Source organism: Sulfuritortus calidifontis (assembly GCF_003967275.1).
Lineage (GTDB): Bacteria > Pseudomonadota > Gammaproteobacteria > Burkholderiales > Thiobacillaceae > Sulfuritortus > Sulfuritortus calidifontis.
Genome location: NZ_AP018721.1, coordinates 1,159,681 through 1,174,154 on the forward strand (window position 1 = coordinate 1,159,681; position 14,474 = coordinate 1,174,154).

21 protein-coding genes are annotated in these 14,474 nt (G+C 65.1%); 13 read left to right on the forward strand and 8 right to left on the reverse strand.

Going from position 1 to position 14,474, the window contains the following annotated elements; translation table 11 throughout:
* Positions 1 to 81 precede the first annotated feature (81 nt).
* The 8 genes from EL388_RS06080 to rluB all read left to right on the forward strand — a co-directional run bounded on the left by EL388_RS06080 (position 82) and on the right by rluB (position 6,439).
* Positions 82 to 912, forward strand: a complete 831-nt coding sequence (locus EL388_RS06080) for a 3',5'-nucleoside bisphosphate phosphatase (RefSeq protein WP_126461085.1) — start codon at positions 82 to 84, stop codon at positions 910 to 912.
* A gap of 6 nt (positions 913 to 918) precedes the next feature.
* Positions 919 to 1,542: an L-threonylcarbamoyladenylate synthase gene (locus tag EL388_RS06085; protein WP_126461088.1), complete on the forward strand. Its 624-nt coding sequence runs from the start codon at positions 919 to 921 to the stop codon at positions 1,540 to 1,542.
* 8 nt (positions 1,543 to 1,550) lie between these two features.
* Positions 1,551 to 2,201 carry a site-2 protease family protein gene (locus tag EL388_RS06090; protein WP_126461091.1) on the forward strand — a complete coding sequence of 217 codons (651 nt, stop codon included), beginning with the start codon at positions 1,551 to 1,553 and terminating at the stop codon, positions 2,199 to 2,201.
* Between the two features lie 17 nt (positions 2,202 to 2,218).
* The gene (locus EL388_RS06095) at positions 2,219 to 3,421 is read left to right on the forward strand and encodes a tryptophan--tRNA ligase (protein ID WP_126461094.1); all 1,203 of its coding nucleotides are present in this window, start codon (positions 2,219 to 2,221) and stop codon (positions 3,419 to 3,421) included.
* Complete coding sequence (locus EL388_RS06100; RefSeq protein ID WP_126461097.1) at positions 3,421 to 3,648, forward strand: hypothetical protein; 228 nt, start codon at positions 3,421 to 3,423, stop codon at positions 3,646 to 3,648. Before EL388_RS06095 ends, EL388_RS06100 begins: the two co-directional genes overlap by 1 nt.
* Positions 3,649 to 3,758: 110 nt before the next feature.
* Positions 3,759 to 4,610, forward strand: a complete 852-nt coding sequence (locus EL388_RS06105) for a segregation and condensation protein A (RefSeq protein ID WP_420856657.1) — start codon at positions 3,759 to 3,761, stop codon at positions 4,608 to 4,610.
* Between the two features lie 115 nt (positions 4,611 to 4,725).
* Complete coding sequence (gene scpB, locus EL388_RS06110) at positions 4,726 to 5,454, forward strand: SMC-Scp complex subunit ScpB (RefSeq protein ID WP_232019214.1); 729 nt, start codon at positions 4,726 to 4,728, stop codon at positions 5,452 to 5,454.
* Positions 5,447 to 6,439 carry a 23S rRNA pseudouridine(2605) synthase RluB gene (gene rluB, locus EL388_RS06115; protein ID WP_126461106.1) on the forward strand — a complete coding sequence of 331 codons (993 nt, stop codon included), beginning with the start codon at positions 5,447 to 5,449 and terminating at the stop codon, positions 6,437 to 6,439. The genes scpB and rluB overlap by 8 nt, the downstream gene beginning before the upstream one ends.
* 52 nt (positions 6,440 to 6,491) lie before the next feature.
* Here the strand turns inward: rluB and EL388_RS06120 are convergent, their stop codons facing one another.
* The 4 genes from EL388_RS06120 to EL388_RS06135 are packed head-to-tail and all read right to left on the reverse strand — an operon-like array spanning position 6,492 to position 9,580.
* Positions 6,492 to 7,166, reverse strand: a complete 675-nt coding sequence (locus tag EL388_RS06120; RefSeq protein WP_232019198.1) for a mechanosensitive ion channel family protein — start codon at positions 7,164 to 7,166, stop codon at positions 6,492 to 6,494.
* A 39-nt stretch (positions 7,167 to 7,205) separates the two neighbouring features.
* Positions 7,206 to 8,096: a 50S ribosomal protein L3 N(5)-glutamine methyltransferase gene (gene prmB / locus EL388_RS06125; RefSeq protein ID WP_126461113.1), complete on the reverse strand. Its 891-nt coding sequence runs from the start codon at positions 8,094 to 8,096 to the stop codon at positions 7,206 to 7,208.
* Positions 8,089 to 9,225 carry a succinyl-diaminopimelate desuccinylase gene (gene dapE / locus EL388_RS06130; RefSeq protein WP_126461116.1) on the reverse strand — a complete coding sequence of 379 codons (1,137 nt, stop codon included), beginning with the start codon at positions 9,223 to 9,225 and terminating at the stop codon, positions 8,089 to 8,091. The genes prmB and dapE overlap by 8 nt, the downstream gene beginning before the upstream one ends.
* 7 nt (positions 9,226 to 9,232) lie before the next feature.
* Positions 9,233 to 9,580, reverse strand: coding sequence for an ArsC family reductase (locus EL388_RS06135; protein ID WP_126461119.1), 348 nt, complete (start codon positions 9,578 to 9,580; stop codon positions 9,233 to 9,235).
* 50 nt (positions 9,581 to 9,630) lie between these two features.
* Here EL388_RS06135 and EL388_RS06140 point away from each other — a divergent pair, with 50 nt between their 5' ends.
* The 3 genes from EL388_RS06140 to thpR are packed head-to-tail and all read left to right on the forward strand — an operon-like array spanning position 9,631 to position 11,087.
* The gene (locus tag EL388_RS06140; protein ID WP_126461122.1) at positions 9,631 to 10,071 is read left to right on the forward strand and encodes a GNAT family N-acetyltransferase; all 441 of its coding nucleotides are present in this window, start codon (positions 9,631 to 9,633) and stop codon (positions 10,069 to 10,071) included.
* Between the two features lie 3 nt (positions 10,072 to 10,074).
* On the forward strand, positions 10,075 to 10,554 hold the full coding sequence (gene ispF / locus EL388_RS06145) for a 2-C-methyl-D-erythritol 2,4-cyclodiphosphate synthase (protein WP_126461124.1): 480 nt from the start codon (positions 10,075 to 10,077) through the stop codon (positions 10,552 to 10,554).
* Entirely contained in the window at positions 10,533 to 11,087 is a 555-nt protein-coding gene (thpR, locus tag EL388_RS06150) for an RNA 2',3'-cyclic phosphodiesterase (RefSeq protein ID WP_126461127.1), read from the forward strand. Before ispF ends, thpR begins: the two co-directional genes overlap by 22 nt.
* Here the strand turns inward: thpR and EL388_RS06155 are convergent.
* From EL388_RS06155 to smpB, 3 genes are all read right to left on the reverse strand, one after another.
* Positions 11,082 to 11,522: a host attachment protein gene (locus tag EL388_RS06155; protein WP_126461130.1), complete on the reverse strand. Its 441-nt coding sequence runs from the start codon at positions 11,520 to 11,522 to the stop codon at positions 11,082 to 11,084. The genes thpR and EL388_RS06155 overlap by 6 nt on opposite strands.
* A gap of 80 nt (positions 11,523 to 11,602) precedes the next feature.
* Positions 11,603 to 12,682, reverse strand: a complete 1,080-nt coding sequence (gene mnmH, locus EL388_RS06160; RefSeq protein WP_126461132.1) for a tRNA 2-selenouridine(34) synthase MnmH — start codon at positions 12,680 to 12,682, stop codon at positions 11,603 to 11,605.
* The gene (gene smpB, locus EL388_RS06165; RefSeq protein WP_126461135.1) at positions 12,682 to 13,128 is read right to left on the reverse strand and encodes an SsrA-binding protein SmpB; all 447 of its coding nucleotides are present in this window, start codon (positions 13,126 to 13,128) and stop codon (positions 12,682 to 12,684) included. The genes mnmH and smpB overlap by 1 nt, the downstream gene beginning before the upstream one ends.
* A gap of 84 nt (positions 13,129 to 13,212) precedes the next feature.
* On the opposite strand from smpB, the gene EL388_RS06170 reads away from it, so the two are divergent.
* Both EL388_RS06170 and EL388_RS06175 read left to right on the forward strand, forming a co-directional pair.
* Positions 13,213 to 13,650: a type II toxin-antitoxin system RatA family toxin gene (locus tag EL388_RS06170; protein ID WP_126461138.1), complete on the forward strand. Its 438-nt coding sequence runs from the start codon at positions 13,213 to 13,215 to the stop codon at positions 13,648 to 13,650.
* Entirely contained in the window at positions 13,647 to 13,985 is a 339-nt protein-coding gene (locus tag EL388_RS06175; protein WP_126461141.1) for an RnfH family protein, read from the forward strand. Before EL388_RS06170 ends, EL388_RS06175 begins: the two co-directional genes overlap by 4 nt.
* Before the next feature lie 70 nt (positions 13,986 to 14,055).
* On the opposite strand, the gene EL388_RS06180 is transcribed toward EL388_RS06175, so the two are convergent.
* Positions 14,056 to 14,370, reverse strand: a complete 315-nt coding sequence (locus EL388_RS06180; protein ID WP_126461144.1) for a hypothetical protein — start codon at positions 14,368 to 14,370, stop codon at positions 14,056 to 14,058.
* Positions 14,371 to 14,474: the final 104 nt, after the last annotated feature.

Sequence of the window (14,474 nt, forward strand, 5' to 3'; positions counted from 1 at the left end):
TCGCTATGCTTGCAAGGGCCGTTCATGGCCGGAAGTTGAGCATTTTGCTATGATTTGGCGCTGATTCTCAAGCACAGTTACATGTCGCCCTACGACCTTCATTGCCACTCCCGAGTTTCCGACGGCACCCTTTCTCCCCGTGAACTGGTTTTGCGCGCCTGCGAGCAGGGCGTCAAGGTCCTGGCCCTGACCGACCACGACGACGTGCGCGGCCTGGCCGAGGCGCGGGCCGCCGCCGAGGACTGCGGCATCGAGCTGGTCGCCGGCGTCGAGGTCTCCGTCACCTGGGGCGGCAATACCGTGCACATCGTCGGCCTTCAGGTCGACCCCGAGCATGAACAGATCGTCGCCGGACTTGAACGCAACCGGGCCGGCCGGGCCGAACGGGCCCGGAAGATCGCCGAGGCCCTGGCCAAGCTGGGCATTGCCGGCGCCCTGGAAGGCGCCTATGCCTTGGCCGAGAACAAGGAGCTGATCGGTCGTTCCCACTTCGCCCGCTTCCTGGTGGAAAAAGGCCACGTGCGCAATATCAAGGCGGTGTTCAAGAAATACCTGGTCAAGGGCAAGCCGGGCTATGTCCACCACGAATGGGCGCAGCTTGCCGAGGCGGTGGGCTGGATCCGCGCCGCCGGCGGCATGGCGGTGCTGGCCCACCCCGGTCGCTACATGATGGGCAAAGAAAAGCGCCATCTTCTGTTCGAGGAATTCAAGGCGGCCGGCGGCGAGGCAGTCGAGGTGGTCTGCGGCAGCCACACCCAGGACCAGGCGTTGATCTATGCGGATTACGCGCAAACCTATGGCCTCTACGCCTCGGTGGGTTCCGACTTCCATGCGCCGGGCGAGAACGGCCGCGAACTGGGCAAACTACCACCCTTGCCCGAGCATTGCCGCCCGGTCTGGTCGGCCTGGTAATCGCTTATGGCGCAGTATTTTTCTGTCCACCCGGACAACCCCCAGCCCCGTCTGATCCGCGAGGCGGTGAAGATCCTCAGAAACGGCGGCGTCATCGTCTATCCCACCGATTCCTGCTATGCCTTGGGCTGCATGCTCGGCAACAAGCAGGGCATGGAGCGCATCCGCGCCATCCGCGGCGTCGATGAGCGGCACCACTTCACCCTGGTCTGCCGCGACCTGTCCGAGATCGCCCATTACGCCCGGGTCGACAACCGCCAGTACCGCCTGCTCAAGGGGGTCACGCCGGGCAGTTATACTTTCATCCTCGAGGCCGGCAAGGAGGTGCCCAAGCGCCTGCTCCACCCCAAGCGCAGCACCATCGGCCTGCGGGTGCCGGAGCACCCTGTGGTGGCCGCGCTGCTCGCCGAACTGGGCGAGCCCATCCTGTCGGCGACCTTGGCGCTGCCGGGCGACGATTACCCGCTCAACGATCCGGAAGAGATTCGCGAGCGCCTGGGCAAACAGGTGGACCTGATCCTGGATGCCGGTTTCTGCGGCATCGAGCCGACCACGGTGATCGACCTGTCGGGCGAGGCCTTCGAGGTCGTGCGCCAGGGCAAGGGCGACACCAGCCGGCTCGGCCTCTGAAAGAAAAAATGGAACTCAACGTCATCCAGAAAATCGCCATCTTCGCCCTGCCGGTGATCTTCGCCATCACCCTGCACGAGGCGGCACACGGCTATGTCGCCCGCATGTTCGGCGACCGCACGGCCGAGATGATGGGCCGCATCACCCTGAATCCGTTGCGCCACATCGACCCGATCGGCACCATCCTGGTCCCGGCGATCACCATCTTCCTCGGCGGCATCCTGTTCGGCTGGGCCAAGCCGGTGCCGGTGAACTTCGGCAACCTGCGCCATCCCAAGCGCGACATGCTCTGGGTGGCGGCGGCCGGGCCCGGCGCCAACCTGGTCATGGCCCTGTTCTGGGCGGCCATGGTCAAGTTCGCCCACCTCATCGTCGGCAGCGATTACGCCCAGCCCCTGGCCCTGATGGGCATGGCCGGGGTGTCGATCAATGCCATCCTGGCCGCCCTGAACCTGTTGCCGATCCCGCCGCTGGACGGCGGTCGCATCGCAGTCAGCCTGCTGCCGGCGCGTGCGGCCTATGCCCTGTCGCGGGTCGAGCCCTTCGGCCTGTTCATCCTGCTCGCCCTGTTGTTCACCGGTCTGCTCGGTACCCTGATCGGGCCCGTGTACGAATTGATCCAGACGGTCTCCCTGGCCGTGTTCGGCCTGAATTTTTAAGAAGAGAACCCACCACCATGTACGCTGATCGCGTCCTTTCAGGCATGCGCCCCACGGGCAGCCTGCACCTTGGCCACTACCACGGCGTGCTCAAGAACTGGCTGAAGCTGCAGCACGAATACGAGTGTCTGTTCTTCGTCGCCGACTGGCATGCCCTGACCACCCACTACGACAACCCTCAGGCGCTGGAAGAGCACACCTGGCAGATGGTGATCGACTGGCTGGCCGCCGGCGTCGACCCCAACCGGGCGACGCTGTTCATCCAGTCGCAGGTGATCGAGCATGCCGAACTGCACCTGCTGCTGTCGATGATGACGCCGCTGGGCTGGCTGGAGCGGGTGCCGACCTACAAGGACCAGCAGGAAAAGCTCACGGACAAGGACCTGTCGACCTATGGCTTCCTCGGCTATCCCCTGCTGCAATCGGCCGACATCCTGATCTACCGGGCCAACCGGGTGCCGGTGGGCGAGGACCAGGTGCCGCACATCGAGTTTTCGCGCGAGATCGCCCGCCGTTTCAACCACCTCTATGGCCGCGAGCCGGGCTACGAGGAAAAGGCCGAGGCGGCGGTGAAAAGGCTGGGCGGCAAGAAGGCCAAGCTTTATACGGAATTGCGCAGCCGCTATCAGCAGCAGGGCGACGAGGAGGCGCTGGAATCGGCCCGTGCCATCCTGGGCGAGGCGCAGAACCTGAGCCTGGGCGACAAGGAACGGCTGTACGGCTACCTCGAAGGTGGCGGCAAGATGATCCTGACCGAGCCGGAGGCCCTGCTGACCGAGGCCTCGAAGATGCCGGGCCTGGACGGGCAGAAGATGTCCAAGTCCTACAACAACACCATTGCCCTGCGGGAAGACCCGGAGGCGGTGAGCAAGAAGATCCGTACCATGCCGACCGACCCGGCCCGGGTGCGACGCACCGATGCCGGCAACCCGGAGAAGTGCCCGGTCTGGCAGTTCCATCAGGTCTATTCCAACGACGAGGTGCGCGCCTGGGTGACCCAGGGCTGCACCTCGGCCGGCATCGGCTGCATCGAGTGCAAGCAGCCGGTGATCGAGGCGGTGCTGCGCGAGCTGGCGCCGATCCAGGAACGGGCCCGGGCCTATACCGAGGAGCCGGACCTGGTGCGCAGCATCATCGCCGACGGCTGCGAAAAGGCCCGCGACCTGGCGCGCGAGACCATGCGCGACGTGCGCGAGGCCATGGGCCTCAATTACGGTTGATGCGCTATTACGCCGCCAAGGTCCTGCTCTTAGCCCTGGTCATCGTGGCCGTGTCCGCGATCGCCAAGCGGCCCAGCGGTTTTGCCGCCCAGATCGCCCCTTTGCCGCTGACCTCGCTGCTGGCCTTCGTCTGGCTGAGCCTGGCCGGGGCCGCCCCGTCGGGGTTTGCTGCGCGGCCCGGTCTTTGCCTGGGAATTCGGCATATCGCTTTGATTCGTAAGGAATAATTCAGCGACGCGAAAACCGGGTAAGATGGAGCCCAATCCTGCACAAGCCATGGCCGCCAGGCCCTTCGAAACCGAATAAAAAAGCCACCGCAGCCGCGCGGATGAACGAGATGATCGATACCGAGACTGTCGCCGAGGCCCCCGAGGTCGCCGAGGCAACGGCTGCCCAGGCCGAGGTGCCTGCCATCGCCCGCGTACTCGGCCAGCCCTGGCTCGAGCTGCCGCAGGATCTGTACATCCCGCCGGATGCGCTGGAGGTCATCCTCGACGCCTTCGAGGGGCCGCTGGACCTGCTCTTGTGGCTGATCCGGCGCAACAACATCGACGTGCTCGACATCCCCATGGCCGAGCTGACCCGGCAGTACATCGACTATGTCGAGGCCATGCGCCGCACCCGGCTCGACATGGCGGCCGAATACCTGGTCATGGCCGCCATGCTGATCGAGATCAAGTCGCGCATGCTGCTGCCACGGCCGGAGAAGCTGGAGGAGGGCGAGGAGGTCGACCCGCGCGCCGAACTGGTCCGCCGCCTGCTGGAATACGAACAGATGAAGAAGGCGGCGCACAATCTGAACGCCGCGCCCCTGATCGGCCGTGACTTCATGCCGGTCAACGTCTGGGTCGAGAAGCTGGCGGTGCGGCGCCTGCCCCAGGTCAACCAGGATGACCTGCTGGCCGCCTGGCGCGACATCCTCAAGCGGGCCTCGCGCCACAAGCACCACCGCATCGGTCGCCAGGAGCTTTCGGTGCGCGAGCACATGAGCCGCATCCTCAAGCGGCTGCAGGAATCGAACTACGCCCTGTTCACCGATCTGTTCAACCCCGAGGCCGGCCGGCCCGAGCTGGTGGTCACCTTCCTCGCCCTGCTCGAACTCACCCGCGAGCGCCTGATCGATTTGGTCCAGAACGAACCCTTTACCCCGATCCATGCAAGACTTGCCTACACCCCAACCGAATCCTGAAATTGATGCGGCCGAGCCGAACGTCGAGGCGGTGATGGCGCCGGAGGCCGTCGAGGCTGGCGCCGAGGCCGAGCAAAGCGCGGCCGAGGTGGTTTCGACCGAACAGCCGGCGGCCGTGTCCGAGGAAGACGCCATCCCCGGCCTCAACAGCCTGGACGACATCAAGCGCGTGCTCGAGGCCGTGCTGCTGTCGAGCGCCGGGCCGCTGACCCTGGCCGAGTTGAAGAAGGCCTTCGCCGTCGAGCTGACCAACGACTTTGTCCGCCGCGCGCTGGAATCCTTGCAGGCCGATTGGCAGGGCCGAGGCGTCGAGCTGGTCAGCGTGGCCGAGGGCTGGCGCTTCCAGACCCGGACCGAGATGCAGGAGCACCTCGACCGGCTCAACCCGGAGAAGCCGCCCAAGTATTCCCGCGCCGTGCTGGAGACCCTGGCCATCATCGTCTACCGCCAGCCGGTCACCCGCGGCGACATCGAGGAGATTCGCGGCGTCGCCGTGAACAGCCAGATCATCAAGACCCTCGAGGAGCGCGGCTGGATCGAATCGGTCGGCCACAAGGACGTGCCCGGCCGGCCCGCGCTCTATGCCACGACCAAGCGCTTCCTGAGCGACCTCGGCCTGCGTTCCCTGGCCGAGCTGCCGCCGCTGCCCGAGGTGGCGCGTGACCTGTTCGAGGACGCGCCGCTGGAGATCGAAGAGGCCGGTGTCGATGTCCTGGCCGAAGCGGCGATGACCGAGGCCGAGGAGCAGATGACCGCCGAGACACCGGTCGTTGCCGATACCGAGGCCATGAGCCCGAGCCCGGAGACGCCGGAGCCGAGCCAGCCGGATGCCCAGCATGTCTAAGCCGCCTTTTCGCCAGCGCGGCAGCAATGCGGCGCCCCGCCAGCCCAATCCCCAGCGCCAATACCATTCGCAGCGTCGGCCGCCGGCGCAGCCTTCCAGCGAGAAGCTGCACAAGATGCTGGCCGCGGCCGGCCTCGGCTCGCGCCGGGACATGGAGATGCTGATCGCCACCGGCCGGGTCTCGGTCAACGGTCAGCCGGTGCAGGTGGGCGACCGGGTGACGCCGAACGACGTGGTCCGGGTCGACGGCAAGGTGGTGCGTCTGCCCTGGGAGGCGGCCAACCAGCCGCGGATATTGATCTACCACAAGCCCGAGGGCGAGATCGTCTCGCGCGACGACCCCCAGGGGCGGGCCAGCGTGTTCGACCAGTTGCCCAAGCTCAAGGGCGAGCGCTGGATCGCTGTCGGCCGCCTCGACTACAACACCGAGGGCCTGCTCATCTTCACCACCAACGGCGAGCTGGCCAACCGCTTCATGCACCCGCGCTTCGACGTCGAGCGCGAATACGCCGTGCGCGTGCTCGGCGACGAGCTGACGCCGGATCAGATTCAGGCCTTGAAGACCGGCGTTCAGTTGGAGGACGGCGAGGCTCGGGTCGAAAGCATCACGGCCAGCGGCGGCGAGGGGGCCAACAAATGGTACAACCTGGTGATCAAGGAAGGCCGCAACCGCGAGGTGCGCCGCCTGTTCGAGGCGCTGGATCTGACCGTGAGCCGGCTGATCCGGGTGCGTTTCGGTCCGATCAACCTGCCGCCGCGCTTGAAGCGCGGCCAGCGCCTGGAGTTGACGCCGGACGAGGTGGCCAAGGTGTTGCGCTGGAACGGCAAGCCGAACGGTGCGCTGATCACCGCCAAAGGCAGGACTGAGCCGCCGTCCAGGCACAAGGCCAAGCCTCAGCCCAAGGTGGAGGAAGAAGCCGGCAGCAAGTCGGTGCACCCCTACCGGCGCCGTCTGGCTGCGCGCGGCAACAAGCCGCAGACCTGAGGGGCCTCCCAGTAGGCCCTGACCGGGGCCGTCCGGCCCCGGCTTCATCGGATCAATCGTTTTTCTTCTTGGCGACCAACTGCTCGATGACGCGGGCCGCCACGTCTTTCGAACCCAGGCCGAAGGCGATGGCGAAGGCCAGGCCGACGGCGCCGAAGGCGATGACGAAGGCGGCGGTCAGCAGCTCGTTGGCGATCTGCAGCTGCTCCATGGCGATGAAGAAGACGAAGACCAGCATCGCGTATTCGGAGAAGGTGGAGACGGTCAGCGCGCCGGAAAAGCCGACGTTGTTGAGCCAGGCGAAGACCAGGCGGTTGATGAAGCGGGCCAGGATGGTGCCGAAGACCAGGACCAGGATGGCGACGATCACATTGGGGATGTAGAGCACGACCTTGTTGAACAGGTCGGCCACCATCTGCAGGCCCAGGCTGTTGGCGACGGTGACGATCATGACCAGGATGATCAGCCAGTAGACCAGGTTGCCCAGGATGGAGGCGACCGAGACCTCCAGTTCGGCATGCTTGAGGAAGGACTCCAGGCCGGATTTTTCCGTGGCCTTGTCGAAATGCAGCAGCTTGAGCACGCGCATCACGGCCGAGCGCGCCACCTTGGCCAGCATCCAGCCCAGCAGCAGCAGGATGGCGGCGGCGATCAGCTGCGGCACGAAGCGGGCGAACTCGGTCCAGAACGAGGTGAGCGAGGCGACAAAGATATCGATCTGTTGCATGGCGTACTCCATCGTGATGTCTCCGTGAGAATTATAGGGTTACAGCTGTTCCCGGGTCAGGATGAACACCGTGTCCTGGCCGCCCTCGATCTCGGGCCAGAAGAATTCCAGGTCGGGGAAGGCGGCCTCCAGGGCGACCCGATTGTGGCCGATCTCCACCGCCAGCAGGCCCCCGGGATTGAGATGCTCGGCCGCCTGGCGCAGGATCACCCGCACCACATCCAGGCCGTCGTGGCCGGAGCCCAGCGCCATTTCCGGCTCGTGCCGGTATTCCCGGGGCAGGGCGGCCATGGCCGCGGCATCGACGTAGGGCGGGTTGGATACGATCAGGTCGTAGCGGCGGCCGTGCAGCTTGGCGAACAGATCGGACTGGATCAGCTCGATCTGCTCGTCCAGGTGATAGTCGGCCACGTTGCGTCTGGCGACGGCCAGGGCATCGCCCGACAGGTCGACCGCGTCGATCGCGGCCTCGGGGAAGGCCTCGGCCATGAGCACGGCCAGACAGCCCGAGCCGGTGCACAGGTCGAGCGCGCGGGTGACCCGTTCCGGCTCCACCAGCCAGGGCTGGAACTGCTCCAGGATCAGGGGGGCGAGGAAGGAGCGGGGCACGATGACCCGCTCGTCCACATAAAAGCGATAGCCCTGCAGCCAGGCCTCGTGGGTGAGGTAGGGGGCGGGGATGCGCTGTTCCACCCGACGGTCGAGCAGCTCGGCCAGACGCTTGGCCTCGTCCGGCAGCAGACGGGCGTCGAGGAAGGGGTCGAGCCGGTCGATCGGCAGATGCAGGGTGTGCAGGATCAGGTAGGCCGCCTCGTCATAGGCCTCCTGGCTGCCGTGGCCGAAGAACAGCCCGGCCTCGTTGAAGCGCGACACGGCATAACGCAGCCAATCGCGCAGGGTCAACAGCTGATTGACGGCATCCTTAAACATTCAACAGCAGCCTCTCCAGGGTGCGGCGATAGATCGCGGCGAGGTTGACCAGCTCATCGACCCCGACGCATTCGTCGATCTTGTGGATGGTCTTGTTGATCGGGCCGAACTCGACCACTTCGCGGCTGATGTCGGCGATGAAGCGGCCGTCCGAGGTGCCGCCGGTGGTCGACAGGCTGGGGGTGAGGCCGACCGTGTCCTGGATCGCGTCGGACAGGGCTTCGACCAGGCGTCCGCGCGGGGTGAGGAAGGGTTTGGCACCGAGTTCCCATTCCAGTTCGTAGTCGAGGCCGTGCTTGTCCAGGATGGCATGGACCCTGGCCTGGAGACCCTCGACCGTGCTGGCGGTGGAGAAGCGGAAGTTGAACACGATGTCGGCGTGGCCCGGGATCACATTGGTCGCGCCGGTGCCGCTGTGCATGTTGGAGATCTGCCAGGTCGTGGGCGGGAAGTATTCATTGCCCTGGTCCCACTCGGTGGCCGCCAGTTCGGCGATGGCCGGGGCGGCCAGATGGATGGGATTCTTGGCCAGCTGCGGATAGGCGATGTGGCCCTGCACGCCCTTGACCCGGAGCTTCCCATGCAGCGAGCCGCGCCGACCGTTCTTGATGGTGTCGCCGAACTCCTCGGCGCAGGTCGGCTCGCCGACGATGCAGTAGTCGAGCAACTCCCGGCGCGCGGCGAGCCGCTCCACCACCTTGACCGTGCCGTCCACCGCCGGGCCTTCCTCGTCGGAGGTGATCAGCCAGGCGATCGAGCCCTTGTGCTCGGGGTGGGCGGCGAGGAAGTCTTCCACCGCCGCCAGGAAGGCGGCGATCGAACCCTTCATGTCGGCCGCGCCGCGGCCGTATAAAAAGTCGTCGCTCAGGGTGGGGATGAAGGGGTCGTAGGACCACTTCTCCAAGGGGCCGGTCGGCACCACGTCGGTGTGGCCGGCGAAGCAGACCACGGGCGCCTCGCTGCCGCGCCGGGCCCAGAGGTTGGTGACGTCCCGGCTGACGACTTTTTCGATGGTGAAGCCGAGCGGGGCAAGCTTGGCGGCGAGCCAGTCCTGGCAACCGGCGTCATCCGGTGTGGTCGAGGGGCGGGCAATCAGTTCGCGGGTGTATTCGAAGGCGGCGTTGGGCATGTGAGGGTTATTTCTTGAAGAAGGCGGCATAGTCGGCTTCGGAAAAGCCGATCCGGTATTGGTCGTCGCGCTCGACGATCGGCCGCTTGATCACGCTGGAGTTCTCCTGCATCACGGCCAGGGCACTCTTGGCATCCTTGACCTGGGTCTTGGTGGCGTCGGGCAGCTTGCGCCAGGTCGGGCCGTTGCGGTTGACCAGGGCCTCCCAACCCAGTCTGCCCATCAGCTTCAGCAGCATGTCGGCCGGCACGCCCTGTTTCTTGTAGTCGTGGAATTCATAGGGGATGTCGTGCTCCTCCAGCCAGGCACGCGCCTTTTTCACCGTCGTGCAGTTGGGGATTCCATAGAGTTTCATGGCAAACTCGCATCCATTGTTTTTCGAGTGCCGCCATTTTACGCCTTCCCATGGCCGAAGCCGATTCCTTCTCCGTCAGCGTCGCCGATTGGCAGCGGGACGAAACGGACATCGCCCAGATCCGCCGCCGGGTCTTCATCGAGGAACAGGCAGTGCCGGAGGCCATGGAGTGGGAGGCGCGGGACGCCGAGTGCGACTGGTTCGTGGCGAGGGATGCCGGCGGCGCCATCGTCGGCATCGCCAGACTGACGCCCGATGCCCATATCGGCCGCATGGCGGTGCTGCCGGACTGGCGTCGGCGCGGGGTCGGCTCGGCCCTGTTGCAAGCCGCCCTGGCCCGGGCGCGGCAGAAGGGGTTGGCCCGGATCGGACTGCATGCCCAAGTCCATGCCCTGGGCTTTTATGCCCGCTTGGGTTTCGCCGCCCAAGGGCCGGAGTTCGACGAGGCGGGTATTCCCCACCGCGAGATGTTTTTGGATTTGACGGAGTAGACAATGGATTGGCGCATCGGTCACGGTTTCGACGTGCATGCCTTCGCCGCCGGGCGCAAGCTGATCATCGGCGGGGTGGAGATTCCCCATGACAAGGGCCTGGCCGGTCATTCCGATGCCGACGTGCTCTTGCATGCCATCTGCGATGCGCTCTTGGGCGCTGCCGGTCTGGGCGACATCGGCCGGCACTTCCCCGACAGCGACCCGCAATACAAGGGCATCGACAGCCGCAAGCTTTTGCGACACGTGGTCGCGCTGGTGAACGGGCGCGGTTGGCGCGTGGGCAACGTCGACGCCACCATCATCGCCCAGGCGCCGAAGCTGGCGCCGCACATCCCGGCCATGCAGGCGCACATCGCCGATGATCTCGGGGTCGCCATCGAGGTGGTGAACGTGAAGGCGACGACCACGGAGAAGCTGGGCTTCACCGGGCGTGGCGAGGGTATTGCGGCGGAAGCGGTATGTCTGCTGAACAAGGCCTGAACGACGCGGCCAAGAAAACCGCGCGGGTCTTCTTCGCGCTCTGGCCCGACGAGGCCCTGCGCGAGGAATTGCATAAGGTCTCGGGCCTGCTGCATGCGGCCCACGGCGGCCGGCGGATGAATCCGGCGACGGTGCATCTCACCCTGCTGTTCGTCGGTTCGCTGGAACGCGAGCGCCTGCCTGAACTGCTAGCCGTAGCGGCCGGCATCCAGTCGCCGTCCTTCGACGTGGTGTTCGATCAGGCCGATTGCTGGCGGCACAACCGCATTGCCTTCCTCGGCGCCAGACAGCCGCCGGCGGGGCTGTTCGATCTGGTTGGTGCCTTGGAGAGACAAGTCGATCAAGCCGGCATCGGCTTCGACCGCAGGCCCTACAAGCCGCACATCACCTTGGTGCGCAATGCCGACTGCAAGAAAACAGCCCCTGCGCTCAAGCCCATCGTCTGGGCAGCGCGGGATTTCGTACTGATGGAATCGAATTCGAATGCGAACGGGGCGAGCTACAAGGAACTCGCCCGTTGGCCACTGCTATAGAAAGATGCGGCTTTCCAGGTGACTGGACAGCTCTTTGACCGGCAGGCGGGTATAGTCCTTCTCGATGCTCTCGGCGAGCTTGCCTTTGACCTGGCTGGATAGCCGGCCGTTGAGCAGGCCGAGGAAGGGCGCCGAGGCGGCGATGATCAGTCGGTCGTAGGCATTGCTGGTGCGGCCTTCTTCCATCTCGCGGGCGAGCTCCAGGGCAAAGCGGTCGGCCTCGTTTTCTTTGGGGTCGGTCGCCGGCACGTAAGAGCCGTGTCCACCCCCATGACCTTGGTTGTGGCCGGGGCGGTCGCTGACGAGATTGGAGGCCTTTTCCCGGCTTTCCGGGTGGTCGAGTTCTTTCAGGAGTTCCAGCCCCTTGTTGGGACCGCGATTGGCATAGAGCTTGGCTTGACTGGCGTTGGCCACGAGAATCCACGTCGTCGACATAAAGATTGCTCCTGTCGTGGGTGAGAGAGCTTTGGGATTTCCTTATCTGATTTAAGACTAGGCGCAGGCTTGGCCCGGCGTCAAGCGAAATGCTGCAAAGCCTTGTGCGACAAGGCCTGGAAGGCTACAGCCTGGGGTGAGGCCAGGTGCAGGCAGGGGCCTTGCGCCGCCTGCGGGTAGTTGCGGCCGAGGGAACGGTTGTAGGCCGGGTCGTAGTGGTCGACCAGGAGCTCGGCGACCAACTCATCCCATTGGCCGGCCAGGGCCAGTTGCTTCCAGCGTTCGATCCGCTCGTGACCCTGCAGGTCGACCAAACAATCCAATTGCCGGTTAAGGAGTTGAGGCTCGGCCAGGAAGTGGGCGTATTCCTCCTTGAGCAGGGCCACCCGGGTCGGGATGTCCGCCTCCAGGGTCAGGCACTCGGCACTACGCATGCGGGCGAGCAGGGTGTCCGGCATGTGCAGACGGCCGATCTTTTTGCTCTCGGACTCGACGAAGACCGGCCGGGCCGGGTCGAAATCGTGCAGTTCGGCCCGGATCAGGCTCTCGAAATATTTCTGGCTGGGCTGGGGCCGGTCGGGCAGGCCGCCGAGCACCGAGCCCTTGTGCGCGGCCAGGTCTTCCAGGTCGAGCGCTTGCGCCCCGGCCTCGCGCAGGGCTAGAAGGAAGCGGCTCTTGCCGCTGCCGGTGCGGCCGCAGATCACGACGAAGCGCAGGCGGCCGGGTAGGCTCGCCAGCTCGGCCATCACCGCCTTGCGGTAGGCCTTGTAGCCGCCATCGAGCTGGGCCGCCGGCCAGCCGATGGAGCGCAGGACATGGGCCAGGGCGCCGGATCGGTTGCCGCCGCGCCAGCAGTAGACCAGGGGCCGGTATTTTTTCGGCTTGTCGGCGAAATGGGTCTCAAGATGGCGGGCGATGTTGCGCGAGACCAGGGCGGCGCCGATCTTCTTGGCCTCGAAGGCGGAGACCTGCTTGTAGTCGGTGCCGACCCGGGCCCGTTCGGCATCGTCGAGCACCGGCAGGTTGATGGCGCCGGGGATGTGGTCCTCGGCGAACTCGCCGGGCGAACGCACATCGATGATCTCGTCGAAGCCATCGATCTGGTCGACGCCAACGATCTCGATGCGCTTGGCCGGCGGCGAGCCGATATCACACAGCATCAGCGCTTCTCCCGCATCAGGCGGGCCTTTTCGCGATCCCACTCGCGCTGCTTTTCTGTCTCGCGTTTATCGTGGGCTTTCTTACCTTTTGCCAGGCCGATCTCCAGCTTGATCCGGCCCTTGCTGTAATGCAGGTTGAGCGGCACCAGGGTGTATCCGGCGCGTTCGACCTTGCCGATCAGCTTGCTGATCTCCGCCGCATGCAGCAGCAGCTTGCGGGTGCGCACCGGGTCGGGCTTGACGTGGGTGGAGGCGGTGGGCAACGGGCTGATGTGGCTGCCGATCAGCCATATCTCGCCCTTCTTGATGACCACATAGGCCTCTTTCAGCTGCACCCGGCCGGCACGGATGGCCTTGACCTCCCAGCCCTCGAGCGCGATGCCCGCTTCGTAGCGTTCCTCGATGAAATAATCGTGGAAGGCCTTTTTGTTGTCGGCGATGGTCATGGCGGGAGGGTGGCGGCTGGGGTCTGATCGGTATTTCGTGATATTTTAACAGCCTTTCCGCTTTGCCCTGTCCGTCCCGCGCTTATGTCTGAAGTGATCAAGTCCGTCCTGGTGCCCTATACCGCGGCGGAGATGTTCGAGCTGGTCGACCGGGTGGAGGCCTATACCGAATTCCTGCCCTGGTGCGGGGGCACCGAGCTGCATCGGCGCGACGAGGCGGTGACCGAGGCGACGATTCATATCAGCTATCTGCACGTGCAGCAGCGGTTCACCACCGAGAACCTGAAAGAGTTTCCCGAGGCCATGCACCTGACCCTGAAGGACGGGCCGTTCCGCAAGCTGGAAGGGGCCTGGCGCTTCAAGCCCCTGGGCGCGGAGGGCAGCCGGGTGGAATTGCTGCTGCACTATGAGTTTTCCAGCCACTTGCTGGAGAAGGTGGTGGGGCCGGTGTTTTCGTTGATTGCCAACAGCCTGGTGGATGCCTTCGTCCACCGTGCCGAGAAGGTTTACGGATCACGATGAGCGGTCAGATCGAGGTCGAAGTCGTCTATGCCATGCACGACGCGCAGAGGGTCGTGCATGTCCAGGTCGAACACGGGGCGACCGTGGAGCAGGCGGTGGCCAAGTCGGGCCTGCTGGTGGAATTTCCGGAGATCGATCTGGGTGGCAAGAACAAGGTCGGCGTCTGGAACAAGCTGGCCAAGCTGGACACGCCCTTGCGTGACCGGGATCGGGTGGAGATCTACCGGCCCCTGATCGCCGACCCCAAGGAGGTCCGCCGGCAGCGGGCAGCCGAGGGCAAGGTGATGAAGAAGGGCGCCGCGGAACTGAATGCGGAAGGTGAGGGGGCGGCCTGAACCTGGCTGCCAGGCAAAAAAATTGGGCGGCCATGTGGCCGCCCAATTCGCTTGAATTGCTCGATCCGGTTTACTTGATCTCAGTCGAGGGGTATTTGGTCTGAGCCAGGCCCATCTTGGCGTGGTCGGAGGCGAGCTTGGCCTGCTTGGTCACGGTCTCGCTGTCACCCTTCTTGGCCGCTTCCTGGGCGGTCTTCAGGGCCTTGTCGGCGGTGGTCCACAGGGCGAAATTGGCCTTCGCGTCCTTCACGTCCTTTTCGGCTTGGGCCAGCGCGGCCTTGGCTTCGTCGGTCAGGCCGGCCTCGGTGGCGGGGCCGCCGGCGCAGGCGGACAGGAACAGGGCCAGCAGGCTTGCCAGGGCGGCGGATGCAAGCTGTTTACGCATATCTAATCTCCTCGTTATCCATGGATGCGACTAATGGCACGCTTGTGCGGCTTTCGAAACATAATTGCGGCCGTGGGAAGCGTCAATCCATTTGGCGGAAATTG